20 protein-coding genes are annotated in these 22,149 nt (G+C 69.5%); 10 read left to right on the forward strand and 10 right to left on the reverse strand.

Going from position 1 to position 22,149, the window contains the following annotated elements; all coding sequences use genetic code 11:
- Positions 1-19: 19 nt before the first annotated feature.
- On the reverse strand, positions 20-757 hold the full coding sequence (locus tag ACX9TP_RS18580; RefSeq protein WP_482981062.1) for a DUF7873 family protein: 738 nt from the start codon (positions 755-757) through the stop codon (positions 20-22).
- A 124-nt stretch (positions 758-881) separates the two neighbouring features.
- Between ACX9TP_RS18580 and ACX9TP_RS18585 the strand changes: the two genes are divergently transcribed.
- Positions 882-1,226, forward strand: a complete 345-nt coding sequence (locus tag ACX9TP_RS18585; RefSeq protein WP_482981063.1) for a hypothetical protein — start codon at positions 882-884, stop codon at positions 1,224-1,226.
- A gap of 31 nt (positions 1,227-1,257) precedes the next feature.
- Here ACX9TP_RS18585 and ACX9TP_RS18590 read toward each other — a convergent pair whose 3' ends face one another.
- The gene (locus ACX9TP_RS18590) at positions 1,258-2,574 is read right to left on the reverse strand and encodes a DUF418 domain-containing protein (protein ID WP_482981064.1); all 1,317 of its coding nucleotides are present in this window, start codon (positions 2,572-2,574) and stop codon (positions 1,258-1,260) included.
- Positions 2,575-2,835: 261 nt separating this feature from the next.
- Here ACX9TP_RS18590 and ACX9TP_RS18595 point away from each other — a divergent pair, with 261 nt between their 5' ends.
- Entirely contained in the window at positions 2,836-4,917 is a 2,082-nt protein-coding gene (locus ACX9TP_RS18595; RefSeq protein ID WP_482981065.1) for a M36 family metallopeptidase, read from the forward strand.
- Here ACX9TP_RS18595 and ACX9TP_RS18600 read toward each other — a convergent pair whose 3' ends face one another.
- From ACX9TP_RS18600 to ACX9TP_RS18620, 5 genes are all read right to left on the reverse strand, one after another.
- Positions 4,918-6,180, reverse strand: a complete 1,263-nt coding sequence (locus tag ACX9TP_RS18600) for a cytochrome-c peroxidase (protein WP_482981066.1) — start codon at positions 6,178-6,180, stop codon at positions 4,918-4,920.
- Positions 6,181-6,231: 51 nt separating this feature from the next.
- Positions 6,232-6,705 carry an FBP domain-containing protein gene (locus ACX9TP_RS18605; protein WP_482981067.1) on the reverse strand — a complete coding sequence of 158 codons (474 nt, stop codon included), beginning with the start codon at positions 6,703-6,705 and terminating at the stop codon, positions 6,232-6,234.
- 79 nt (positions 6,706-6,784) lie between these two features.
- The gene (locus ACX9TP_RS18610; RefSeq protein WP_482981068.1) at positions 6,785-7,537 is read right to left on the reverse strand and encodes an SDR family oxidoreductase; all 753 of its coding nucleotides are present in this window, start codon (positions 7,535-7,537) and stop codon (positions 6,785-6,787) included.
- 75 nt (positions 7,538-7,612) lie between these two features.
- Positions 7,613-8,191, reverse strand: a complete 579-nt coding sequence (locus ACX9TP_RS18615) for a TetR/AcrR family transcriptional regulator (protein ID WP_482981069.1) — start codon at positions 8,189-8,191, stop codon at positions 7,613-7,615.
- A 58-nt stretch (positions 8,192-8,249) separates the two neighbouring features.
- Positions 8,250-8,843, reverse strand: a complete 594-nt coding sequence (locus ACX9TP_RS18620) for a TetR/AcrR family transcriptional regulator (protein WP_482981070.1) — start codon at positions 8,841-8,843, stop codon at positions 8,250-8,252.
- A 114-nt stretch (positions 8,844-8,957) separates the two neighbouring features.
- Between ACX9TP_RS18620 and ACX9TP_RS18625 the strand changes: the two genes are divergently transcribed.
- Positions 8,958-9,695 carry an SDR family oxidoreductase gene (locus ACX9TP_RS18625; protein WP_482981071.1) on the forward strand — a complete coding sequence of 246 codons (738 nt, stop codon included), beginning with the start codon at positions 8,958-8,960 and terminating at the stop codon, positions 9,693-9,695.
- A gap of 170 nt (positions 9,696-9,865) precedes the next feature.
- On the opposite strand, the gene ACX9TP_RS18630 is transcribed toward ACX9TP_RS18625, so the two are convergent.
- On the reverse strand, positions 9,866-10,138 hold the full coding sequence (locus ACX9TP_RS18630; RefSeq protein WP_482981072.1) for a hypothetical protein: 273 nt from the start codon (positions 10,136-10,138) through the stop codon (positions 9,866-9,868).
- 270 nt (positions 10,139-10,408) lie between these two features.
- On the opposite strand from ACX9TP_RS18630, the gene ACX9TP_RS18635 reads away from it, so the two are divergent.
- The 3 genes from ACX9TP_RS18635 to ACX9TP_RS18645 all read left to right on the forward strand — a co-directional run bounded on the left by ACX9TP_RS18635 (position 10,409) and on the right by ACX9TP_RS18645 (position 13,603).
- Complete coding sequence (locus ACX9TP_RS18635; RefSeq protein WP_482981073.1) at positions 10,409-11,554, forward strand: ATPase, T2SS/T4P/T4SS family; 1,146 nt, start codon at positions 10,409-10,411, stop codon at positions 11,552-11,554.
- A gap of 259 nt (positions 11,555-11,813) precedes the next feature.
- Positions 11,814-12,185, forward strand: coding sequence for a hypothetical protein (locus ACX9TP_RS18640; RefSeq protein ID WP_482981074.1), 372 nt, complete (start codon positions 11,814-11,816; stop codon positions 12,183-12,185).
- Between the two features lie 185 nt (positions 12,186-12,370).
- Positions 12,371-13,603 (forward strand): DcaP family trimeric outer membrane transporter, encoded by a 1,233-nt coding sequence (locus tag ACX9TP_RS18645; RefSeq protein WP_482981075.1) that lies wholly within the window; start codon positions 12,371-12,373, stop codon positions 13,601-13,603.
- A gap of 17 nt (positions 13,604-13,620) precedes the next feature.
- On the opposite strand, the gene glsA is transcribed toward ACX9TP_RS18645, so the two are convergent.
- Positions 13,621-14,568, reverse strand: a complete 948-nt coding sequence (glsA, locus tag ACX9TP_RS18650; protein ID WP_482981076.1) for a glutaminase A — start codon at positions 14,566-14,568, stop codon at positions 13,621-13,623.
- Positions 14,569-15,028: 460 nt separating this feature from the next.
- Between glsA and ACX9TP_RS18655 the strand changes: the two genes are divergently transcribed.
- From ACX9TP_RS18655 to ACX9TP_RS18665, 3 genes are all read left to right on the forward strand, one after another.
- Complete coding sequence (locus ACX9TP_RS18655) at positions 15,029-16,084, forward strand: amidohydrolase family protein (RefSeq protein WP_482981077.1); 1,056 nt, start codon at positions 15,029-15,031, stop codon at positions 16,082-16,084.
- 6 nt (positions 16,085-16,090) lie between these two features.
- On the forward strand, positions 16,091-17,434 hold the full coding sequence (locus tag ACX9TP_RS18660) for a hypothetical protein (RefSeq protein ID WP_482981078.1): 1,344 nt from the start codon (positions 16,091-16,093) through the stop codon (positions 17,432-17,434).
- Positions 17,435-17,575: 141 nt separating this feature from the next.
- Positions 17,576-19,513 (forward strand): glycoside hydrolase family 15 protein, encoded by a 1,938-nt coding sequence (locus tag ACX9TP_RS18665; protein WP_482981079.1) that lies wholly within the window; start codon positions 17,576-17,578, stop codon positions 19,511-19,513.
- A 17-nt stretch (positions 19,514-19,530) separates the two neighbouring features.
- Here ACX9TP_RS18665 and ACX9TP_RS18670 read toward each other — a convergent pair whose 3' ends face one another.
- Positions 19,531-20,211, reverse strand: coding sequence for a MotA/TolQ/ExbB proton channel family protein (locus tag ACX9TP_RS18670; RefSeq protein ID WP_482981080.1), 681 nt, complete (start codon positions 20,209-20,211; stop codon positions 19,531-19,533).
- 375 nt (positions 20,212-20,586) lie between these two features.
- Between ACX9TP_RS18670 and ACX9TP_RS18675 the strand changes: the two genes are divergently transcribed.
- Complete coding sequence (locus ACX9TP_RS18675; protein WP_482981081.1) at positions 20,587-22,104, forward strand: esterase/lipase family protein; 1,518 nt, start codon at positions 20,587-20,589, stop codon at positions 22,102-22,104.
- The last annotated feature ends 45 nt before the right edge of the window (positions 22,105-22,149 follow it).

Genomic DNA, 22,149 nt, shown 5'->3' on the forward strand with positions numbered 1-22,149 from the left:
TCCGAAAGTTTCTAGGGCCTTAAGCCTGGCCGAAGAGGTAGCCGAGCAGCGCGTCGCCGGCCTTGAGCTCCTCCACCTCGACGGCGTTGGCCTCCTCGCGGGCGAACTTCACGGCCTGCTGCAGCTTCTCCACGCGCTCCAGCATGTCGTTGACGCGGAGGGCGGGCAGGGCGCCGGAGAACTTCACCGTCTTCCAGTACCCGACGACGATGTCCTCGTAATACACCTCCACCTGGGCCGGGTGCTTCTCCGTGGCCTCGGACTTCACGTGGTTGCGGGGGACCTTCTTCGTCTTGGCTGTCTGCACCGGCTCGGTCGCCCACAGGCCCTGGGCGGGGTCCGGCACCCAGCTCTCCGACGGGTCCAGCGTGGGGAGCTTCTGCACGAACGTGTGCAGGTCCACCAGCTGCTTCTCCAGGAAGAGCAGGTACGTGGCGGGGGCCCCCTTGAGCAGCACCCTGCCGTCCACCTTCACGTCGGCGCGGGCGTGGCAGTTGGTGAGGTCCTTGGTGGCCGTGACATCGAACAGCCGGGCGAGGATTTCGCGGGTCTTCTTCAGCACGTCATCGGTCCGCACCTGGACGCGCGTGGACTCGGGCGGAAAGCGCTCGCCCTCCTCGTCACGCGGTTGATAGGTGCGGGAGATGCCGGCGAGGAGCTGCGGTTTCTGCAGGTCGTGGTGCGCCTGCGTGAGTTCCTGCTGCGAGCGGTTCTTGACGCCCTTCTCGACAGCGATGATCTGGTTCAGCCTGGTCATGACGTCTCTTCAATCTTGATTTTGTTTGGTTCCTCCGACGTCGGGCCCGGCGAAATCCTGACATTGCCCACGGCCCGGAGCGGGCTGTTAGGCTTGTGCCTCCTCAGCCGGATGGAGAGGTGCCATGCGCGCAATCCAGTTCGTCCCGTTCTCCCTGCTCGTCCTCGCGGTCTCCTGCAGCAGCGCCCAGAAGGTGGAGGAGCCGCCTCCGGAGACCACCGTCGAGGTGCGGAACCTGAAGCCCGTCGACTACAACCTCTTCGTGTACGTGCTGGACGGGACGACCAAGGTCCGCCTGGGCACCGTCCCGGCGATATCGACCCGGAACTTCGTCATTCCCCACCAGACGATTCGCCAGGCGCAGCGGGTTCGCTTCCGGCTGGAGATGATCGGCTCCCAGTATGCCGCCAACGACGACCAGGAAATGCCGGTCACCGCGGGGGAGCACCTCAACCTGACCATCCAGTAGCCCCGCGGCGCCCGGCGTGGGGGCGGGTGGGTCAGGCGTTCACCACCGCGTCCTCCCGCACGGCGCCGCGGCGCATGGGCTGCGCCCGGCCATACGTCAGCGAGCGCGTCACCCACTCGACGGGGCCGAAGCGGAAGCGCGCCAGCCACAGGTGGCTGAAGACAATCTGGAGGGCGAAGAGCCCCAGGGCCACCGCGAGCTGCGCCGCCGAGCCCAACGTGTTCATCAGCCCCAGCCCGTACCCGTAGAAGAGGGCCACGCCCAGCACCGACTCCAGCAGGTAGTTCGTCAGCCCCATGCGGCCCACCGGGGCCAGCACCGACAGGCGCCGCCGCCACGCCTCGCGCTGGAAGAGCAGGGTGATGATGGCGACGTACGCCGAGGCGATGCCCATCTCCCCGAGGTGGCGCACCGGCGCCATGGCGAACGGCAGCCACGGCAGCGAGTCCGGCTGGAGGACCTTGCGGGAGATGAGCTGCCCGACGAGCACGCCCACGCCGCTGGCGAGCAGCCCCAGCCCCAGCCCCCACGCGAGCAGCCGGCGGAAGAAGGGCAGGTGCTGGGGCGCGTCGTGGAAGAGGCGGCGGCGGCCCGCCCACAGGCCCAGCACGAAGCGGCCGACGATGACGGGGAAGAAGATGCTGAGCATCCGCCCCAGGTCTCCCACGTAGTAAGCCGCGCCGACCCGCACCGTGTCCCACCACGAGCCGTGCATGAACGCCTCCAGCACCCGGGCCCGGAGCGCCATGGAGCGGGCCCCGGACGCCTTCGCGGCCTCCTCGGCGCCCGGCGTGCCGAGCAGCTGCGGCAGTCGCAGCGCCACGTGCTCCAGCACCGGTGCGAGGAAGATGAGCGCCGCCGCCCACAGCAGCAGCGTGCGGTCCGCGCGCCGGTGGAACACGAGCAGCGTGAAGCCCAGCAGGGCGTAGGTGCTGACGATGTCGCCCTGGAAGAGCAGGAACAGGTGCGCGAGCCCCAGGACCAGCATCACCGTGAGCCGCCGCGCATACACCGGCACCACCGAGGTCCCGCGCCGCTCCGCGCGCCCCAGCTGCACCGCGAACCCCAGGCCGAACAGGAACGAGAAGAGGGTGACGAACCGGCCGCCAATCAGCACGCCGAACACGTGGTTGATGGCGGTGTCCAGCCAGGAAGGGTCCTTGTAGGCCACCGCGTACTGCTCCCGGGAGAGGAACATGCGCCCGCTGAACCACAGGTAGACATTGGCCATGAAGACGCCGCACAGCGCGAAGCCGCGCAGCGTGTCGAGCAGCGGCAGGCGCTCGGACGCGTCGATGGGATGGGCTTCGGTGGGCGCGGCCGGGGCCGGGGAAACGGAGGACGTCATGTGCGCCAGGGGCTGCAAGCCTCACGCCCGGCATGTCCCATCCGTTGCGCGGGCCCCTCGCGCGTCCGTGTCCGGGCCCGGGATTGCCGCGTCTCGTCAATGGGATGTCGCGGTGTGACAGCCGCGTGCGTAGGGGTTTCCTTCCGGCCGTAAAAATCAGCCATGAACGCGCTATTCAAGATTTGCGTGTGAAATCAGAATTCCTTGCTTATGAAGGAGCCGCCCCATCCGGGGCAGTCCCCCGCTACGCAGGAGCACGACATGACCTCTGGTCCCTACCGAAGGCGCCTCTTCCATGCGGTGTTTCTCATGGGGGCCCTCACGGGCCCCTCGGCAATGGCCGTCAGCCAGGAATCCGGCGGCACCCGCAACCACGACGCGCGCGACATGTACAACGCGCAGGCCCGGTTCGGCTTCTCCGTGAGCCAGAAGTCCGGTGAGGCGGCGCTGCGCCAGAGCGTGCCGGACCTGCTCGTGGAGGTGGACGAGTCGCGCGGGCTGGTGCGCTCGCTCACCAACCCCCTGGGCGCGCTCTCCGGGCCCAGCAGCGGCGATGCGCTGGCCATTGGCCTGGACTTCGTCCAGAAGCACCGCGAGGCGCTCGGGCTGGAGCTGGAGGACCTGGCCCAGCTGGAGGTGACGGACCGCGTCTACTCGAAGGTCAGCGGCGTCACCAACCTGTACCTGCGCCAGTCGCACAAGGGGCTGCCCGTCTACAACGCGCAGCTGCAGATCAACGTGGACCGGGACGGGCGCGTGCTCGGCGTGCACAGCGACTTCCTGCCCTCGCTGAACGCGGCCATCGCCAGCGTGGAGCCGCGCCTGGGCGCCGCCGACGCGGTGGCGAGCCTGGCGAAGCACCTGGGCGCCTCGCTCCCGGGGGTGCCCCGCGCGCTGAAGGCGGAGCCCGGCGTGCAGCAGCGCACGCGCGTGGAGGTGGAGGGCTTCTCGACCGAGCCCATCGACGCGGAGCTGGCGGTGCTGCCGGTGCGCCGCGGCGAGGCCCGCCTGGTGTGGCACTTCCAGGTCCACACCCCGGACCAACTGCACGACTACGACGTGACGGTGGACGCCCAGACGGGCGAGGTGTGGACGCGCTTCGACTGGGTGGCCGACGACACCTACAAGGTCTACCCGGTGCCGGTGGAGAGCCCCAACCACACCTCGCCGCTGCCGCCCTCGGACGGGCGCGTGGTGGTCACCAACCCCGCCAACGCGCTGGCCTCGCCCTACGGCTGGCATGACACGAACGGCGTCACCGGGGCCGAGTTCACCGTCCCCCGCGGCAACAACGTCCACGCGTACGAGGACAGCAACAACGACGGCCTGCCGCCCACGTCGCAGCCGGCGTGCGGCACCACGCTCGCCTGCGTCTTCGCCATCAACCTCTCGGGCGCGCCCTCCACGTACATCCCGGCGGCCGTCACCAACCTGTTCTACTGGAACAACATCATCCACGACGTCCAGTACCAGTACGGCTTCGACGAGCTGGCCGGCAACTTCCAGGTGAACAACTACGGCCGGGGCGGCCTGGGCAACGACGACGTGCGCGCGGAGGCGCAGGACGGCGGCGGCAGCAACAACGCCAACTTCTCCACGCCGCCGGACGGCCAGCGCCCGCGCATGCAGATGTACAAGTGGACCACCGTGACGCCGAACAAGGACGGAGACCTGGACTCGGGCATCATCGTCCACGAGTACGGCCACGGCATCTCCAACCGCCTCGTCGGCGGCCCCAGCAACGTGTCGTGCCTCACCAACCGGCAGCAGCCGGGCGAGGGCATCAGCGACTTCCTCTCGCTCTTCTACACCGCCAGGGCGACGGACACGGGGGCGCAGGGCCGCGGCGTGGGCACGTACGCGCTGAACCAGCCGACCACCGGCGTGGGCATCCGCACCCAGCGCTACAGCACCAGCTCCTCCGTCAACACGTGGACCTACGCCAGCATCAACGGCATGGCCGTCCCGCACGGCGTGGGCTCGGTCTTCACGCAGGCCATGTGGGAGGCCTACTGGGCGCTGGTGAACCAGTGGGGCTTCAACTCCAACCTGTACAACGCCACGGGCAGCGCCGGTAACCAGCGCATGATGCTGTACTTCACGCAGGGCCTGAAGAACACGCCGTGCAGCCCCACCTTCACGCAGGTGCGTGACGGCATCATCCAGGCGGCCACCTCCCTGCACAACGGCGAGGACGTCTGCCGGCTGTGGACGGCCTTCGCCGCCTTCGGCCTGGGCTCCAACGCCGTCTCCGGTGGCTCCGGCAGCACCACGCCGACCAACGGCTTCGCGGTGCCCGCCGGGTGCCGCCTGGCCGCTGACGGCGAGGGCGGGACGCGCTAGCTAGGGGAAGTCGTTCCACGGAGGTCCGGCGCGCTCGCCTTCCAACGCACCGAGGAAGGCGAGCAGCGCTGCCCGCTCGGCCGGCGTCAGCGTCACGGGCCGGAGCAGCGCGGACACCTCGCCGACGTAGCGGCCCGGAGCGCGCGACGCGGCGAGGTGGAAGTCGACCACCTCGCCCAGCGTGGCGAAGCGGCCGTTGTGGCCGTAGGGCGCGGAGGCGAGGAGGTTGCGCAGCGGAGGCGTGCGGAACGCCCCCGCCAGCCCCGGGCCCTCCTCCCAGCCGGGAGCGCGGCGCGGGCCGTCGAAGTAGGGCCCCTGGCTGTTGAACGGGTTGGCCACGAGCTCGCTCCAGCCCTGTCGGCGTCCCGGGTCCAGCTCCTTGTCGTCGGCGGCCGGCACGCCGAGGTTGTGGAAGCCCTCGTCGCTGAGCATCGGCCCGGAGTGGCATCCGTCGCAGCCGGCGCGGAAGAAGACGTACAGCCCCTCGCGCGCCTCGGCGGAGAGCGCCGCCATGTCGCCGCCGAGGAAGCGGTCGACAGGCGAGGGCCCCGCCGCCAGCCGGCGAAGGTAGGCCTCCATGGCCTTGCCCACGTTGGAGGCGATGCGGTTGACGTAGGCCTGGTCCTCCGGTCGCATGCCGTCGAACGCGGCGTCTCCCGGCTTGCCGACCGGGGGAAACCGCTCCGCGGGCAGGGTGGGGCGCTCGCCGAAGACGGCGGTGTAGTCCTGCACGAAGCTCCCCGCCATCCGGTGCGCGAGCTCCAGGCGGGTGGTGCCCATCTCCGCCGGGTTTTCGATGGCGAACAGGGGCTGGGACCAGAGCGTGTCCGCGCGGCCGTCCCAGAGCTGGGTGCGCATCCACGCCGCGTTGATGAGGGTGGGCGAGTTGCGCCCGAGCGCGTCCGTGCTCGCGCCGGGCGGCGGCAGCGGGTGCGCGAGCCCGTCGTCGAAGTGCTCGCCGGGCATGTGGCAGCCGAAGCAGCCGATGGTGAAGGTGCTGGAGAGGGAGGTGGAGAAGAAGAGCCGCTGTCCCAGCCGGGCCGCGGCCTCCGAGTCGGCGACGGCGTTGCCCCGCCCCGGAGGAAGCGCGTCCGGCAGGCGCAGGGCCCGGGCCCGCTGGCACTGCTCCGGCGTGAGGCGCTCGTCGAGGGCGCAGGGGCCCGGGGCGGGGAGCGGCGACGGCTCGCTGCGCGTGCTTCGCTCACAGGCGCAGAGCGACAGCAGCAGCCCCAGCCCCAGTCCCAGTCCCAGTCCCAGACGCACGGCACACTCCCTTCGCGAGGGGCGACTTGCTCCACGCATGACGGCTTCCGCTCAGGTCTCCGAGCGGACCTCGATTCCCAGCCCCTCGCTCGCGAAGCGAGCCATGCGCCCGAGCAGCTTCTGGGTCGCGTCCAGGAGGTCCCGTCCGGCGAGGTTCATCGCCGACTCGAGCTTCTCCCGGCAGCGGAGGTCCAGGCAGAGATTCACCCCCACCCGGCGCTTCGCATCGACATCCGTGGTGAGCAGGCCAATCTGGTCCGCCGCGCCATGCGAGAGGCACCAGTCACACACCCGCGCCGGCAGGCTCTTGTCGGCCTGCTGGTCCCTCCGGAAGACGATACCCGTGAGGCGTGTGCTGCCCGGTGCGGTGAACACCAGGAAGACGCGAACCCCATACGGGTCCACCCACGCGAGGTAGTCGCGGACGAAGAGGGGAAGGTGGGTGCCCTTGGGCAACTCCACGTGCTTCCGGTCCCTGGAGCGGAATGCGCCCAGAAGCTCTTTCTCTGTCTCGATTCGGAACATGACGGTCGTCCTGGCCGCGAAGCTAGCGCGGCCGGACGGCTTCCGTGAATCTCCATTGCCTGGCGCAACCCTCGCCAGGTCAGATGCGTGTCATCCCGCCGTCGACGACGATTTCCTCGCCCGTCATGAAGGAGGCGTCCTCCGAGGCCAGGAACAGCGCCGCGCGAGCAATCTCCTCGGGCCTGCCCAGGCGCCGCAGGGGAATCCTGGCGATGAGGGCCTGCTCGATGGCCTCGACGGCGTCCGGCGCGCGCCCGCCCTTGGCGATGATGCCCGAGTCCGTCGGCCCCGGGCTGACGGCGTTGACGCGCACGCCGTGCTCCACGAGCTCGGCCGCGGCGGTGCGCGCCAGCGAGCGCAGGGCGGCCTTCGAAGCGGCGTAGGCGCTGCCCCCCAACATGCCGAGGTTGTTCATCATCGAGGTGTTGAGGACCACGGCTCCGCCCCGGCGGAGCACGGGTGTCGCGGCGCGAAGCGCGAGCCACGGCCCCTTCACGTTGATGCGGTAGACCTCGTCGAACGTCTCCTCGTCCATGGAGGCCAGGGGGGCGGACCTCGCGACGCCCGCGTTCAGGAACAGCACGTCCAGCCCGCCGAACTCGCGCTTCACGTGCTCGAACAGCGAGCGCACCTGGGCACTGTCCGAGGCGTCCGACTGGACCACCTGGGCGATGCCCTGCAGCTCGGCGCGGGCCTTCTCCACCGTGACGGGATTCGAGCCCGTGACGACCACGCGCGCGCCCTCCTCGTGGAACAGCCTGGCGGCCGCGAGCCCGATTCCACTCGTCCCTCCAGTGATGAGCGCCACCTTTCCCTTCAACTTGCCTGCCATGTCGTGCTTCCTTTCCGGACCATTTGGTCTAAAAACAGCCAGCCGAAGACGCGCCACCGGTACTGGGGCGCGTCCCTAATCGAGGACTTGCAGGGTGACGCGGGCCATGTCGCGGAGCGCCGCGGACTTCGGGTCCGCCGTGGCGGCGACCCGGAGCCCCTGCAGCGCGCCCACGAAGAAGCGCGCGAGGGCCCGCGTGTCCTTGGACGGCGGCAGCTCTCCCTTTTCGCGCGCGCTCTCGAGCGCCCGGAAGAAGAGGGCCTCGAGGCCGCGCTGCCGGGCGGCGATGCGCCTGGCGAGCTCCGGGTCATGCGGCGCGAGCTCGACCACGGCGCTGACGCCCATGCAGCCGCGACGCTTCTCGCCCTCGCTCTCGTCGACGATTCCCTCGAACATGTCGCGGAAGGCGCGTGTCACGGACGGCGCCTTCTCCAGGCAGGACTGGAGCTGGTCCACCCGGTGCGTCTCGTAGCGCTCGAGCGCCTCCAGGAACAGCGCATGCTTGTCGCCGAAGGTGTCGTAGAGGCTCTGCCGGGCGATGCCCATCGCGTCGAGCAGGTCACTCAGCGACGTCGCCTCGTAGCCCTTGTTCCAGAAGACGTGCATCGCCCGGTCGAGCGCTTCGTCACGGTCGAATTCCTTGGTCCGGGCCATGCGCTGAGACTTAATGACTCCGGACCAATCGGTCAATTATATCGGAAGGGGGCCCTGGCTAGCGCCTGGGGCTCCCCAGCGCGTTCCAGTTCATGAGCGCAAGCTCGGCCACGCGCCGGAGCTGCGGAGGGCTGGCGCCGCCAGCGGCCTGCACGGAGAGTCCCTGGGCGACGGTGCACACGTACCGCGCCAGGTCATTGGGCCGCGCGTCCGCCGGCAGGTCGCCTTCCTTCTGCGCGCGGGCCAGCCGCTGGGCGAGCAGGACTTCGGCTTCCTGGCGGCGCTCGGAGACCTCCCGCTGGACTTCCGCCGACTCGGGACTGCAGGCCAGGGCGCCCTGGACGAGGAAGCACCCTGGCGGGGCGCCGGGGCAGGGCTCGGTATAGAGGCGGAGGAAGCGACGGACGGCGTCCTCGGCGCGGGGTTCCTCCAGCGCGCGCTGGAGGCTCTCCCGGACGGTCCGGGCGTAGAGCTCCATGGCCTTGGAGAAGAGCGAGCGCTTGTTCCCGAACGCCGCATAGAGGCTGGGCTTCGCGATTCCGAGCGTCGACGTCAGGTCCTCGAGGGAGGTCCCCTCGTAGCCCTGCCGCCAGAACAGCCGCATCGCACGCTCCAGGGCGACTTCTTCATCGAAGCTGCGCGTTCGTCCCATGTTCCGTCAACTATACCGGACGGTACGAAATTCACTTGACGAAAGCAGCCCGCGCTCGCATTCAATACCGGTCGGTATAAAAAAGGCGGACGGGGTTCCGCCGTGGAGGTCCAGATGGCTGACGTGAAGAAGGTTGCGTTCGTGACGGGTGGAAACCGTGGCATCGGGCTGCAGACGGCGCGCGAGCTGGGGCAGCACGGCTTCGAGGTCATCATCGGCGCTCGCGACCCGAGCCGGGGTCAGGCCGCGCTCGAGGAGCTCCGTGCGGCCGGGGTGAAGGCCCAGGTCGTGCTCTACGACGCCCGGCGGCCGGAGACGGACGCGTCCGTGAAGACGTACCTGGAGGAGCGGTACGGCCGGCTGGACGTGCTCGTGAACAACGCCGGGCTGATTCGCGAGGAGCTCCTGGCGAAGAACGCGTCGACCGTGCCGGAGGACGTCCTGCGCGAGACGTTCGACACCAACCTCTTCGCCGTGGTGCGACTGACGCAGACGCTGCTGCCGCTGCTCAAGAAGGCCCCGGCGGGCCGCATCGTCAACGTCTCGAGCATCCTGGGCTCGCTGGGCCTGCACTCCGCGGAGGGCTCACCCATCGCCGCCGCGAAGGCGTTCGCCTACAACGCCTCGAAGGCCGCGCTCAACGCCTTCACGGTGCACCTGGCGGACGAGCTGAAGGACACGAACGTGAAGGTGAACTCCGCGCACCCGGGGTGGGTGAAGACCGAGCTGGGTGGCCCTCACGCTCCCATGGACGTGGCGGACAGCGCCCGGACCAGCGTGCGCCTCGCCACGCTGGGCGCGGAGGGGCCGAACGGCGGCTTCTTCCACGAGAACGACCGGCTGCCCTGGTGACGGGGCAGGGCCGTCCTGGTTCGACCTGGCGACGGTGAAGTTCTACCCGTGGTTGCTCCAGGTGCGGTGGCCGGAGGCGTCATCCACGCAGATGGCGCCTGGTGCCCCGCGGTCCATCAACCCGCCGACAGCCAGCCTTGCCGCGCTCCGGGGCGGCCGCGCGCGCGGGCTCAGCCCCAACGGTCCTTCTGGAGCTCCTCCATCCGCTCCTTGAGCTTCTGCTCACGCTGCTTGTCTACCCTTGCCATGCTCGCATGCCGCATGGTGATGGCCCTCGCTTCCTCGTCGAGCCTCTGCGGAGAGGCCTTGGGATTGGCGCGGGCGAAGTCCTCCACTTCCTTTTGAATCTTGCCCTCGAGCCCCTCCAGCTCACACTTGACGAGGCCCTTCACGTAGCCGGAGTCGACGAGCCCCTTGAGGAGGTTGCCGGACGTTTCCTTCATCCGCTCACCTGGCGGGGAGGAGGTCGCGCTCTTGGATGCGGTGCTTGGAGCGCTCGCAGCGGGCTTGCTGAAGGTTTCCTTGACCGCACGAAAGACAGACTGACCGATGGACCCGCCCATGACCTGGGCCTCCTGGTACGTGAGAGTCTTCAGCATAGTCCGAAGTCTGGGAATGGCGGAAGACGGCAATCTCTACACCCAGGGAGTGTGTGTTGCCTTGCTTCTTCAGGGCAGACACCCGGGAGGGGCCCGTGCCATCGTCCGCGCCCCATGAGCACCTCGAACCTGACGCCCGAGCCACCCTCCACGCCCGACGCCGTGTTCACCCACCTGCTGAAGCAGCTTGTCGAGGCGGGGCGGCCCCCCTCGCCGGCGCCCGCGCCACCGTCGACGCCCGAGGCCCTGGCGGCGGCGCTCTTCGACGTCGCGGCGAGGACGGGCGCGGTGCTGTTCTCCGTCTGGGCGGCGGAGGACCCGGACGACGCCGCTGGTGATGAGGACGAAGCCGCGGCGGGGGAGGGCGGGCCCGCGACGCGGGTCAACGCGGGCATCTCGTTCTTCTTCCTCGCGGAGGCGTCGCCGGACCGGGTGGGGCCGCTCGGTGGCGAGCGGGTTCCGGTGCGTCCGCCGATGGCCTACGCGCTGTACCGGCCCCTGGGCCAGGCCCTGGCGGCGTACGCGAAGCGCGGCGCGGACCCGACGCGGCCGTTGCGCGGACGCGTGTCCTTCCCGGTGGGGGCCGCAGACCCGGACCTGGAGTTCCGGGTGACGTTCCGCGACGACGCGCTGGGCACCTGGACCACGGCGTTGGCGAGGGACAGGGAGACGCGGCGGGCGTTCCCGAGCATCTCGAGCCTGCCGCTCCCCGCCGACGCGGGGGCGTTCCTGGACGCGCACTTCCGGCAGCCGGCCCAGGCGCTCTTCAGTGGCCAGCTGGTGCTGCTCACGGGCGCCCCCGGAACGGGCCGCAGCACCACGCTGCGCGCCCTCATGGACGCGCTGCCCGACAATGTGCATGCGCTGGCGGCGGTGGAGGAGCCGAAGGGCGGCCCGGGCGGTGTCATTGGCATGGTGAGGGTTGGAGAGGCGCTGCCATTGAAGCAGGCGGTCCGCTCGTTCCTGCGGCAGGACCCCGACTTCATCTTCGCGGACGAGGTGCGCACGCTGGAGGACCTGGAGCTGCTCTGCAATGGCGCGCTCACGGGCCACGCCACCGCGTGCACCCTGGAGGCGAAGAGCCCCGAGGACGGCTATGCCTGGCTGACCGAGGCGATGCCGGGCATCCCCCTGATGCCCCTCATCGTGCACCACACGCGCGACGCGGCGACGGGCGCCTTCTCGATGACGCTCCACGAGACGAAGCCCGCGGAAGACGGCAGTGCGCTGCGCATCGTGCCGTGGACGCCGCCCGTCTGAAGACACCGGGGCCCGGGGGCGCTGGCTCCAGCGACTCCCGGCCTTCGGTTGCCACGGACCCATGTGATTCGGACGTGTGGCGGGCCCCGCGTGGTGCATTCGTCGAGTCGTCTCAGCCAGCTTCACGGGGGCGCTCGCAGGGCCGGCAGGGTGCGCGTGAGCTTGAACCCGCGGACAGAGGTCCCCAGCTTTGGGGCTTGCTCAGCCTGCCCGCGAGACCGAAGGCGACCAGGCCCATTCGAACGCGAGGGAGGACGACATGCAGGGCCGACATGTGATTTCCACGGTGGAAGACTACGAGCCCTTCATCGGCCCTCAGGCGGTGGAGCGGATTCTCGCCAGGGGCAAGCAGCTCACCGGCCGCGGCGTCTGCCATGTGAACTCGACGTACGTGTCCCCGGTGGAGGAGGCCGCGGACCGCCTGGTGCGCCTGCTCTCCGACGAGAGGCTGCGCCGCCGCATGGGCGAGGCGGCGCGCGAGAAGGTGCGGCAGCACTTTCTGATGACCCGCTACCTGGAGCAATACCTGGACCTGATGGACGGCTTCGAGGCCCGCTACCGCCTGCGTCCTGAGGCCCTGGCCCGGCTGATGCCGGAGGGCGCCGGGGTGGAGCGGCACGCCACGCATTGACGGGGAGGGGGCCCGGGCTCCCATCCGGGAGGGCTTGCCCCTGAGGCGCAGGGCGGTGTGCGCTCCCAGGCACTGCCGCTCTCGTCCCACCGCCCGCTGTGTGGTGGCGGATGCCGCGAGGCACGCGGGTCTCATGGACGGGGCCGGTGCCCTCACCCACGCTCTGGTCCCTTCCAGGAGGCCGGATGCGAATCATGGGGTGGGCCGCGATGGGGGCGGGTGTGCTGGCGTGTCTCGGCGCGCTCCCTGCGGGTGCGCAGGACGCGGAGAAGCCCTCGGGGACCCGGTTGGAGGTCTACGGCTTCGCGATGGTCGACACCGGCTACAACTTCGGAACCACCGACCCGGACTGGTATGACGTGGTGCGCCCCACGAAGCTGCCCTCGTTCGACGGCGAGTTCGGCGGCGAAGGACGGGTGTTCTTCGGCGTCCGGCAGAGCCGGCTCGGCGTCAAGAGCTTCATGCTCACGCCCCTGGGCGAGCTGAAGGTCCACCTCGAAGCGGAGTTGTTCGGCGTCGGCGACGATGCGGGGCAGACGACCTTCCGGCTGCGGCACGCCTTCGGCGAGCTCGGGCAGTTCGGCGCGGGGCAGACGTGGAGCGGGTTCATGGACCCCGACGTGTTCCCGAACTCCATCGAGTACTGGGGACCCAGTGGGATGGTGATCTACCGGAACGCGCAGATTCGCTGGCGTCCGCTTCAGGGCACGCCCTCCGAGGTACACGTCTCCCTCGAAAGCCCGGGTGGAGCGGCGGACCTGGACCGGTTCGCCGACCGGAACGAACTGGAGGGCGTCAGCTCACGCTTTCCCGCGCCCGACCTCGTGGCCCACTACCGGTACATCGGAGCGCTCGGCCACGTCCAGGTGGCGGGGATTCTCCGCTACCTCAAATGGGATGACCTGGGCACCGACGCGCTCGACCTGGCCGGAGACGCGGTGGGCTGGGGCGTCAACGTGAGCTCGAACGTGAAGCTCCCGTGGAAGAAGGCGGTGCTCAAGCTGCAGCTCGTCTACGGCAATGCCATCCAGAACTACATGAACGACGCCGCGTCGGACATCGCCGTCCAGGTGGACCCGGAGGACCCGGAGCGGCCGGCCAAGGGCGTGGGCCTGCGCGTGCTGGGCACGGTCGCCTTCCTCGATTTGAGCTGGACCCCGTGGCTGACCAGCACGCTCGGGCACTCGTTCGTGAATGTGAGCAACTCGAATGGCCAGGGCGACCAGGCCTTCAACATCGGGCACTACGCCCTGGCCAACGTGCTGGTGCACCCCACGGAGGACTTCCTGTTCGGCCCGGAGTTCCAGTGGGGGCAGCGGCGCAACCTCGGAGGCGGGTATGTCTATGACGACTACCGCATCCAGTTCTCGATGAAGTACGCGTTCAACCACATCTTCAAGATCAAGAAAGAGGAGTGAGCGAGAGGGCCACCCGCCTACCGCGGGGCGGGCCTGGGCGTGGGTCGCTGGGCGACGCGGAAGACGTTGCCGCCGAGGTCCTTCACGATGGACTCGATGGCCCGCTGCGCGCGCACGCTGTTGCCGGCCTTGTCCAGCGGTGGGGAGAACGCGGCCACTGCGTACTTCCCGGGTACTACCGCGACGATGCCGCCGCCCACGCCGCTCTTGGCGGGCACGCCCACGTCGAAGGCCCACGTCCCCGAGTCCTCGTAGAGGCCGGCGGTCATCATCAGCGCGAGCGTGCGCGCGGCGACGTCGGCGCTCACCACCTGCTTGCCGGTGAGGGGGTTGAGGCCTCCCGCCGCGAGGGTGGCGCCCATGGCGGCCAGGTCCTTCACGTTCACCGCCACCGAGCACTGCCGTGTGTAGACATCGAGCGCTTCCGCCGGGTTGCCCGGAATCACCTCATACGCCTTGAGCAGGTCCGCGATGGAGCGGTTGCGGGTATTGGTGGCCGCCTCGGACTTGTAGATTTCGTCATCCACCGGGAGGTCGCGGCCGGCGAACGCGCTGAGCGTCCCCTGCACGCTCTTCCAGCGCTCGGTGCTGTTGGTGGCCTTCAGGTTTCCCACCGTGGCAATGGCGCCCGCGTTCACCAGGGGATTGCCGGTGGGCGGCTCCTCCGACGTCTTGTTCCGCTCGATGGCCTCAATCGAATTGAAGGGGAGGCCGGTGGCATTCACTCCAATCTTCTCCTCCATCTTGTCGATGCCCATCTCGGACATCAGCCGCGCGGCCACGAAGGGCTTGGAGATGGATTGGATGGAGAAGGCCTGGCTGTCATCCCCGACGGAGAAGACCCTGCCGTCGACGGTGAGGATGGCGATGCCGAACAACGCCGGGTCGACCTGGGCGAGCGCCGGGATGTAGTCGGCGTTCTTGCCTTCGGTGACGCCCTTGTTCGCCGACCAGGCCTTCTGCATCGCCGACTGGAGCTCCGCGTCGGAGGGGAGTCCGGCCGCGGGGGAGGTGGGAGGACGCGGGGTGGCCTGCGCGGATGCTGGCGGCGGCTTCTGCGCGGACGTCTGCGCTGAAGCGCCAGTCGCCACGACGACGGCGGCCAGAACGGCGACGAGCGCCCTCCAGCTCGAGCGATTCCCTGGGAGCATGGTGTTCCCTCCGGTTTCCGACAGCTCTCAGCCAGGAACCTGGGGCGACGTCCTCGAGAGGACAGCGTACCGGGGGAGGAGGGCACCTCCTGCGCCCGCCTGGCCGGTCACGGCATGAGAGAGGGGCCATGCTCCTCTTCGCGCACTGGACATCACCCCCGCCCCCGCGACGGATTCTCGGGGGAAAGGGGCCTCCCTAGGTTGCGGAGGCCTGCCCGGAGGCCTGCCCTTGCCGCGACTGTCTGCTTCACCGAGCCCATGGGGCTCAGGGCTTGTGCTCGGCCTGCTCGTGGCGGCGGCGGCCTTTGGGCAAGCCACCCCGCCGCGGCCCCCCTTCCTCTTCCACGATTCGCACGTCCACCTGACCAATTACATCCAGGAGGGCAACGACATCCGCGACATGCTGCGGGTGATGGGAGACAAGGTGGGCCGGGCCACGCTGTTCGGCATTCCCTTGCAGCAGCAGTGGTCCCATCGCGTCTCGGGGGACTCCGCGCCCACCTACTACCTGCAGACGGACGCGCCGCTCTACTACTACTCCTTCACGGATGCGTTCATCGCGCAGGCCTATCTGTCCCTGTCCAGGGCGCAGCGCGCGCGCTTCGAGCCGATGATTACCGGCTTCAACCCCACCGATATGTACGCGGTGGACCACATCAAGCGGGTGCTCACGCTCTACCCCGGGGTGTTCAGCGGCATTGGCGAGTTCACCATCCACAAGGAATTCGTGTCTGCGAAAGTCGCGGGCGAGGTCGCCAGCCTGACGGACCCGGCGCTGGACCGCATCCTGGACTTCGCCGGCGAAGCGGGCCTCGTGGTGATTCTGCACAACGACATCGACATTCCCTTCGCCGAGCAGGAGAAGGTTCCCGTCCACCTGGAGCAGCTCAAGGCCCTGTTCCGACGCCATCCCAGGACGACCATCATCTGGGCGCACCTCGGCGTGGGCCGGGTGGTGCGTCCGGTGTCCCATCACATGGCGATGGCGGAGGAGCTGCTCTCGGACCCGCGGTACAGCCACGTGTACATGGACATCTCCTGGAGCGAGGTCGCGAAGTACGCCATGGCCACGCCGGAGACCACTCGGCGCGTAGCAGACACCCTCAGTCGCTATCCCGACCGCTTCCTCTTCGGCACCGACGAGGTCGCCCCCACCCAGCAGGTTGACTACCTGCGCGTCTACGAGCAGTACGTTCCGATGCTGGAGCTGCTCTCTCCAGAGGTCCGCGCGAAGCTGCTCAAGGGCAACTTCGAGCGCCTGTTCGACGCGGCCCACGTGAAGGTCCGCGCGTGGGAGCGCTCCCAACGCAACCGCTCCGCGACTCCCTAGAGCTCCATGACTCCAGACCTCCGTCGATACCTCCATGGCCCGCTGCTGGTGCTGGTTGTCATTGCAGCGGCGCTCGTTCCGCTCCGGGCCGGGGCCCAGGATGAAGCCCCGGTGGATGCCCCCGCCCAGGCGAAGCCGGACGAGCAGGACCTGGAGCCCGCCGAGAATGCCATTGCCGGCGAGTTCCGCCCCGCCCGGGGCTTCCAGGTGCTCGAGACGGACCTGGGCAGCCTGAATGTGAGCCTCTACGGCCTGGTGCGCTATGTGAATCAGCTCCCGGGGGAGCAGACGTTCATCGACCATCTCGGGCGCGAGCGCACCGTCAAGACGCGCCACGACATCAACTGGCACCGCACGATGCTCTGGTTCTCGGGCTTCGCGCTCACCCCTCGCCTGACGTACACGCTCACCGTCTGGTCGCTGCCCACCACGCAGCAGACGCTGGCCTTCGGCAACCTGCAGTTCAGGTTCAACAAGGCCCTCACGCTGGGCGCCGGCCTCGGGCCCACGCTCACCGCCCGCTCGATGCAGGGCTCGCATCCGTTCTGGGCCTCGAGCGACCGGCAGATGTCGGAGGAGTTCTTCCGGGGTGGTTTCTCCTCCGGTGTCTGGCTGAAGGGCGAGCCCCTCCACCGGCTGACCTACACGCTCTCGGTGAACACGAACCTGAGCCAGCTGGGCATCACCGCGCCCAATGACTCGCGCGACATGGCCTACAGCGCGTCCGTCGCGTGGCTGCCCACGACGGGCGAGTTCGGCCTGCGGGGCGGCCTGGCGGACTTCGAGGAGCATCAGCGGGTGGCCACCCGCTTCGGCTTCTCGGTGGGACACGCGCGGGAAGACCGGGCGAACGAGCTCGACCTGGCGCCCAATGCAACCCAGATTCGTCTCTCCGACGGGCTGCTGGCCTTCGAGCAGGACGCGCTCGCGGACGGGGTGACGGTGCGCAAGCTCGACTACCAGGTGCTGGCGCTCGACGTGGGGGCGAAGTTCCGGGGCTTCACGTTCCAGGGTGAGTATTTCTTCCGCCGGCTCTCGGACTTCCTGGCCACCGGTCCGGTGCCGATGGACTCCATCTTCGACCACGGCTTCTTCGTCCAGGGGATGTACATGGTCGTCCCGAAGTACGTGGGCGTGTACTCCACGGGCTCCTTCGTCTTCGACGACTTCGGCCGACGTCCCTGGGAGCTGTCTGGCGGCGTCAGCGTGTTCCCCTTGGCCGCGCGGAGCTGGCGGTTGAACCTGCACTTCATCTACGTCGACCGCAGCCCCACCGGATCCAGCTTCGGCTTCTACACGGCGGGGCAGACGGGGCCGACGATTTCGCTCGGCACCGACATCCTGCTGTGAGCGGGCGCTCGACGCGCGGCGGGGAAACGAGCCCTGGGCGGGTAGGCCGCCGGGCGAGCCACCCGCGAGTCCGGGCGGGGCGGTCGCGTGTCCCTACCTTGAGGGCGGGAGGTCGCGGTCTTCCTCGCGACTCGGCTGCTCATGGACCTCTACAGCGCCGCGAAGCGAATGGCCCGCCCCTTCCGGTTCTCCAATCCGGCCTCCTACCGGGAAATCCCCCTGGCGGGCCGCGGCATCATTGGCGACGGAATCTCCTGCGCCCTCGTCCGGCCGGATGGCGTCATCGACTGGCTCTGCTTCCCCCGCTTCGACAGCCCGAGCGTCTTCGCGGGCATCCTCGACGATGAGAAGGGGGGCATCACCGGCATCACCCCCGTCGTCTGGCCGTTCGAGAGCCTGCAGCGCTACGACCCGGACACCAACGTCCTGGAGACGCTCTTCCGCTTCGAGCGCAAGGGCGCCGTCCGCATCATCGACTACATGCCCTGGACGAACGACCCGCGGTCCTCCGTCCACGAGGTCCACCGGCGCCTCGAGTGCCTCGAGGGCACGGTGGAGCTGAACGTCGTCTTCGACCCGCGCTTCGGGTACGGCGCCTCGGAGACGCGGGTGGAGCGGGAGGAGCACGGCCTGGTCGCGCGCGGGGCGCGGGGCGAGCGCATGGTCGCCGTCCTCAGCGGGGAGACGGACTGGCGGCCCTGCCGTGAGCTCCACGGGCAGCCATGCCGGGGAGAGTCGGGCCTCCAGACGCGCATCCGGATGGTCGCGGGCGAGCGGCGCTGGATGATTCTGTCCTGGGACTCGGACCGGCCGGAGCCCATCGCCGCCTACCGCCCCTTCGACCACCTGCGAGACACCCGCCAGGCCTGGCGCGAGTGGTCCCAGCGCCTCCATTACGAGGGGCCCTGGCGCCACCACGTCCTCCGCTCCGCGCTGGTGCTGAAGCTGCTGATGTACGGCCCCACCGGCGCCATGGTGGCCGCGCCCACCACCTCGCTCCCCGAGTGGATGGGAGGCCCTCGCAACTGGGACTACCGCTTCAGCTGGGTGCGCGACTCGGCCATGGCCGTGCGTGCCACCAACCTGCTCGGCTTCCTGGGCGAGTCCCGCGAGTTCTTCTACTTCGTCCGCGACACCCTGCAGCGCGGCGACCCGCTCCAGGTGATGTACACGCTGGACGGAGGCCCCGTGCCTCCGGAGCAGGAGCTGCCACACCTCGCCGGCTTCCAGGGCTCGAGCCCGGTGCGCATCGGGAACGGCGCGAGAGACCAGTTCCAGTTCGACACCGCGGGCGCGCTGCTCGACGCGGCGTACCTCTACGAGCGCTTCGGTGGCCGGCTCCCGCTGCGCACCTGGCGGCTGCTCCGCTCGGTCATCCAGACCACCGCCCGCCGCTGGCGCGAGCCCGACCACGGCATCTGGGAGCCGCGCCGGGAGATGCGCCACAACGTCCACTCGAAGCTCATGGGCTGGCTGGCGCTGCGCCGGGGGCAGCACCTGTCCCGGCTCTTCGGAGAGCTGGAGCTGGAGCAGTCGTGTACGGACCTGGCGGACGTCATCCGCACGGACATCCTGCGCAACGGCGTGGACCCGGCCCGCAAGCACTTCGTCGGCGTGTACGGTGGGAACGAGCCGGATGCCGCGCTGCTGCTGCTGCCCATCGTCGGATGCTTTCGAGCCACAGACCCCTTCATCCTCCGGACCATCGACTGGCTGCGCGGCGAACTGGGCGCGGGTCCGTTCCTCCGCCGCTACCGGATGGATGACGGGGTGGGGGGGCCCGAGGGCGGCTTCATCCTCTGCGGCTTCTGGTTGGCCGAGGCGCTGGCCCTGGCCAACCGCATCGAAGAGGCCGAGGACGTCTTCGTCGCGCACGCCGAGGCGTCGAACCACCTGGGCCTGCTGGCGGAGGAAATCCACCCGCTGACCCGCGAGCAGCTGGGCAACTTCCCGCAGGCCTTCAGCCACCTCGGTCTCATCAGCGCCGCCGCGCGCATCGACCGTGCGCTGCGGCTGCGTGACGAGGGACAGACGGAGCCACCACACCTCCTAGAGCCCGAGCCTCCGCCCATCGAGTAGCGCGGGAGGGAGCGCGCTCAGCCCGCGACGGAGCGCGCGCGCTTGAGGGCGCGGCCCGCGGCGTCGAGGAACTCGTTGCTCGCCTCGGAGAGGTCCACCGCGCGGGCATCCACCCAGCCCTGCAGGGAGTTGTAGCCCATCACCGCGGGGATGGCGACGAGCAGGCCGAAGGCCGTGGTGACGAGCGCCTCGGAGATGCCCGTCGAGATGGTCCCGATGCCGCCCGCGCCCGCCTCGCCCATCTGTTGGAACGCGGTGACGATGCCGATGGTGGTGCCGAGCAGGCCCACGAAGGGCGCGGTGGAGGCCACGGTGGCCAGGTGGCCCAGGCCCCGCTTGAGGCTCTGCACCTCGCGCTGGGCCTGACGCTCCAGGCTGCGCGCCACCGACTCCATGGCCTCCTCCCGGCTGTCCGTGGCGGAGATGCGGTAGGCGGCGAGCCCCGCGCGGATGGTCCGTCCGAGGTAGCCCACGTCCGCGCCCGCCTTGGCGTCGGCCGCGGCCTCGAAGTCACCGCTGGACAGCAGCGTGCCCATCTCCGCGGCGAACCTGCGCGAGTGACGGCGGGACGCGCGGTAGACGAGCACGCGCTCCGCGAGGATGAGAAGGGAGACCACCGACATGATGCCCATCACGATGACGATGAGCTGCGCGACGATGCCCATGTGGGCCCACAAGCTCGAGAAAGTGAAGTTCATGGCTGGATTGGGACGCGCCTCCTCGCGCGTGGAGCCACGGAGTGGCCCCGTGAGGGAACGACGGTTGGGTGCACCGGTGTCCAAGGTACGCAGCCGCCCCGAGGAGAGGGTGGGCTCCCGTCCATGAGATGGTCATCGTTCTGTCATTGCCGGGGCCACGGCTCCGGGACGCGAGCCCCCGGAATCGTCAGGTCGGCCGCGCGTCGCCGTAGCCGTCGTCGGGCTCGCGAAGCTCCTGGGCGCCCACTTCCACCCGCGGGGCAGGGGATGGTGTCCTGGGCGATGTCATGAATTTCAAGAAATACAGGGTCCGCTGGTCGCCGTCTGTCCTATGCTCGCGGAGAGCGCAGCGCTGACTTCTCCCAGGACAAGCCCATGCTGGTTTCCCCGCCACCGCCGACAGTCGGTCTCCCCATCTCGCGCGCATTCTTCCTGGCGGTGCTCATGCTCACCGTCGGTGCCTCGGCCTGCCTCGGGCAGGACGAGGTGGCGGGGAGCACGGAGGAGCGGCTCAGCGGGATGTCCGTCGACGAAGAGGAGGAGCCCGAGGTCTGTGAGGAGTGTGATGGGGGCGCTGACGCCGGAGATGCGGGCGACGCCGGGGACGCGGGCTGCGAGCCGCCCGAGGCGGAGTTCACCGAGACGGCCACCTGTGCAGATGACGCGGGTGTGGACGCGGGGACCGGCACGGGCACGGATGCGGGCTCCGACGCGGGCACGGACGCGGGCGCCGATGCGGGCGCGGACGGTGGCGGTCATGGTGGCGGTCCTGGAGGCGGTGGCGACGCGGGCTCCGATGCGGGTTCCGACGCAGGTGCGGACGGCGGGCATGACGCGGGGACCGGGCCTGGCGCGGATGCGGGCTCCAACGGTGGCGCGGATGCGGGCTCCGCCCGGGCCGAGGATTCGTCAGTGCAGGCCTCCTTCGCGCCCGCGGCCGCTCTCGCGCCAACACCCGTGCTCAACCCCACGCCGACCACGGCGGGTGACCGGACGAATGCCGCGGAGACGGCACGGATGCGCTCGCGCTGTGGCATGTGCGAGCTCCGGCCCAGGACGACCATCAACCCGAGCAAGGTGCCCTACATCTCCGTGCACGGCATCAATGCCGGCCCGGATGCGATGAACCCGGCCATCAACAACCTCCCGTCCAGCGCGCAGGTCTACGACTTCTTCTACCCGGACAATCAGCACCCCATGGAGACGGCGGACTGCCTGCGCAACGCCATCGCGCAGGTGCTGGGACAGCACGCGGGGACGACGGTGCAGGTGGTGGGGCATTCGCTCGGCGCGGTCATCGCGACCGGAGCGGACCACTCGCTCGCGGACGACGAATGGATGCCGACGGAAGTCCCGACGAACTGCGGTTTCATGAAGAAGGTGCGCGGTCGCCATCGCAAGGGCTTCGTGCTGGAGCCGGCGCCTGGCCCCAGCCAGCTCGACCTCCGCCTGACCTTGATCGACCCCATCTTCCAGGGGTTCGGAGATGCCCCGCTGTTCGTCTCCGACTGCCTGCCCGGACGGGGAGACCTCACCTCGGGCAGCGCGCTCATGCAGACGCTGAACAAACGGCGCACCGTCTCCAGGCAACGCAGGGTGTTCTATGCCGCCAACTCGAGCGACGACACCGCGAAGGACCTCACCGAGTTCAGCAACGCTGACCTCGAGCTGATCTGCAAGGCGCTCCGGGGGGACACGGTGCGCACCCGGAAGTTCGGCCTCATCAACGCGTGGAACGCCGTCAAGAACCTGCCGGTCGGTCCGGGGGGAAAGCCGCTCATGGACGCGCTGGGATGCAACTGCTCCGCGGCGCGCATCAGGGAGCTCGCGAAGCAGGCCGCACCCCAGCTGCCGGGTGACCACAACACCGTCATCCCCAACGTCCCCTTCTAGGGAGGACGGATGCCGTGCCGCCAGGGCCGTGACGCCCACGCCCTG

It is taken from the genome of Pyxidicoccus sp. M15 (genome assembly GCF_056858435.1).

Bases quoted from the DNA above. Each gene is read 5' to 3' on its own strand.
- ACX9TP_RS18590 (WP_482981064.1), bottom strand. From the start codon at position 2,574: ATGACGTCCTCCGTTTCCCCGGCCCCGGCCGCGCCCACCGAAGCCCAT.
- ACX9TP_RS18670 (WP_482981080.1), bottom strand. From the start codon at position 20,211: ATGAACTTCACTTTCTCGAGCTTGTGGGCCCACATGGGCATCGTCGCG.
- ACX9TP_RS18665 (WP_482981079.1), top strand. From the start codon at position 17,576: ATGGACCTCTACAGCGCCGCGAAGCGAATGGCCCGCCCCTTCCGGTTC.
- ACX9TP_RS18585 (WP_482981063.1), top strand. From the start codon at position 882: ATGCGCGCAATCCAGTTCGTCCCGTTCTCCCTGCTCGTCCTCGCGGTC.
- ACX9TP_RS18635 (WP_482981073.1), top strand. From the start codon at position 10,409: ATGAGCACCTCGAACCTGACGCCCGAGCCACCCTCCACGCCCGACGCC.
- ACX9TP_RS18625 (WP_482981071.1), top strand. From the start codon at position 8,958: ATGGCTGACGTGAAGAAGGTTGCGTTCGTGACGGGTGGAAACCGTGGC.
- ACX9TP_RS18645 (WP_482981075.1), top strand. From the start codon at position 12,371: ATGCGAATCATGGGGTGGGCCGCGATGGGGGCGGGTGTGCTGGCGTGT.
- ACX9TP_RS18595 (WP_482981065.1), top strand. From the start codon at position 2,836: ATGACCTCTGGTCCCTACCGAAGGCGCCTCTTCCATGCGGTGTTTCTC.
- ACX9TP_RS18615 (WP_482981069.1), bottom strand. From the start codon at position 8,191: ATGGCCCGGACCAAGGAATTCGACCGTGACGAAGCGCTCGACCGGGCG.
- ACX9TP_RS18675 (WP_482981081.1), top strand. From the start codon at position 20,587: ATGCTGGTTTCCCCGCCACCGCCGACAGTCGGTCTCCCCATCTCGCGC.
- ACX9TP_RS18610 (WP_482981068.1), bottom strand. From the start codon at position 7,537: ATGGCAGGCAAGTTGAAGGGAAAGGTGGCGCTCATCACTGGAGGGACG.
- ACX9TP_RS18660 (WP_482981078.1), top strand. From the start codon at position 16,091: ATGACTCCAGACCTCCGTCGATACCTCCATGGCCCGCTGCTGGTGCTG.
- ACX9TP_RS18580 (WP_482981062.1), bottom strand. From the start codon at position 757: ATGACCAGGCTGAACCAGATCATCGCTGTCGAGAAGGGCGTCAAGAAC.
- glsA (WP_482981076.1), bottom strand. From the start codon at position 14,568: ATGCAGAAGGCCTGGTCGGCGAACAAGGGCGTCACCGAAGGCAAGAAC.
- ACX9TP_RS18630 (WP_482981072.1), bottom strand. From the start codon at position 10,138: ATGAAGGAAACGTCCGGCAACCTCCTCAAGGGGCTCGTCGACTCCGGC.
- ACX9TP_RS18605 (WP_482981067.1), bottom strand. From the start codon at position 6,705: ATGTTCCGAATCGAGACAGAGAAAGAGCTTCTGGGCGCATTCCGCTCC.
- ACX9TP_RS18640 (WP_482981074.1), top strand. From the start codon at position 11,814: ATGCAGGGCCGACATGTGATTTCCACGGTGGAAGACTACGAGCCCTTC.
- ACX9TP_RS18620 (WP_482981070.1), bottom strand. From the start codon at position 8,843: ATGGGACGAACGCGCAGCTTCGATGAAGAAGTCGCCCTGGAGCGTGCG.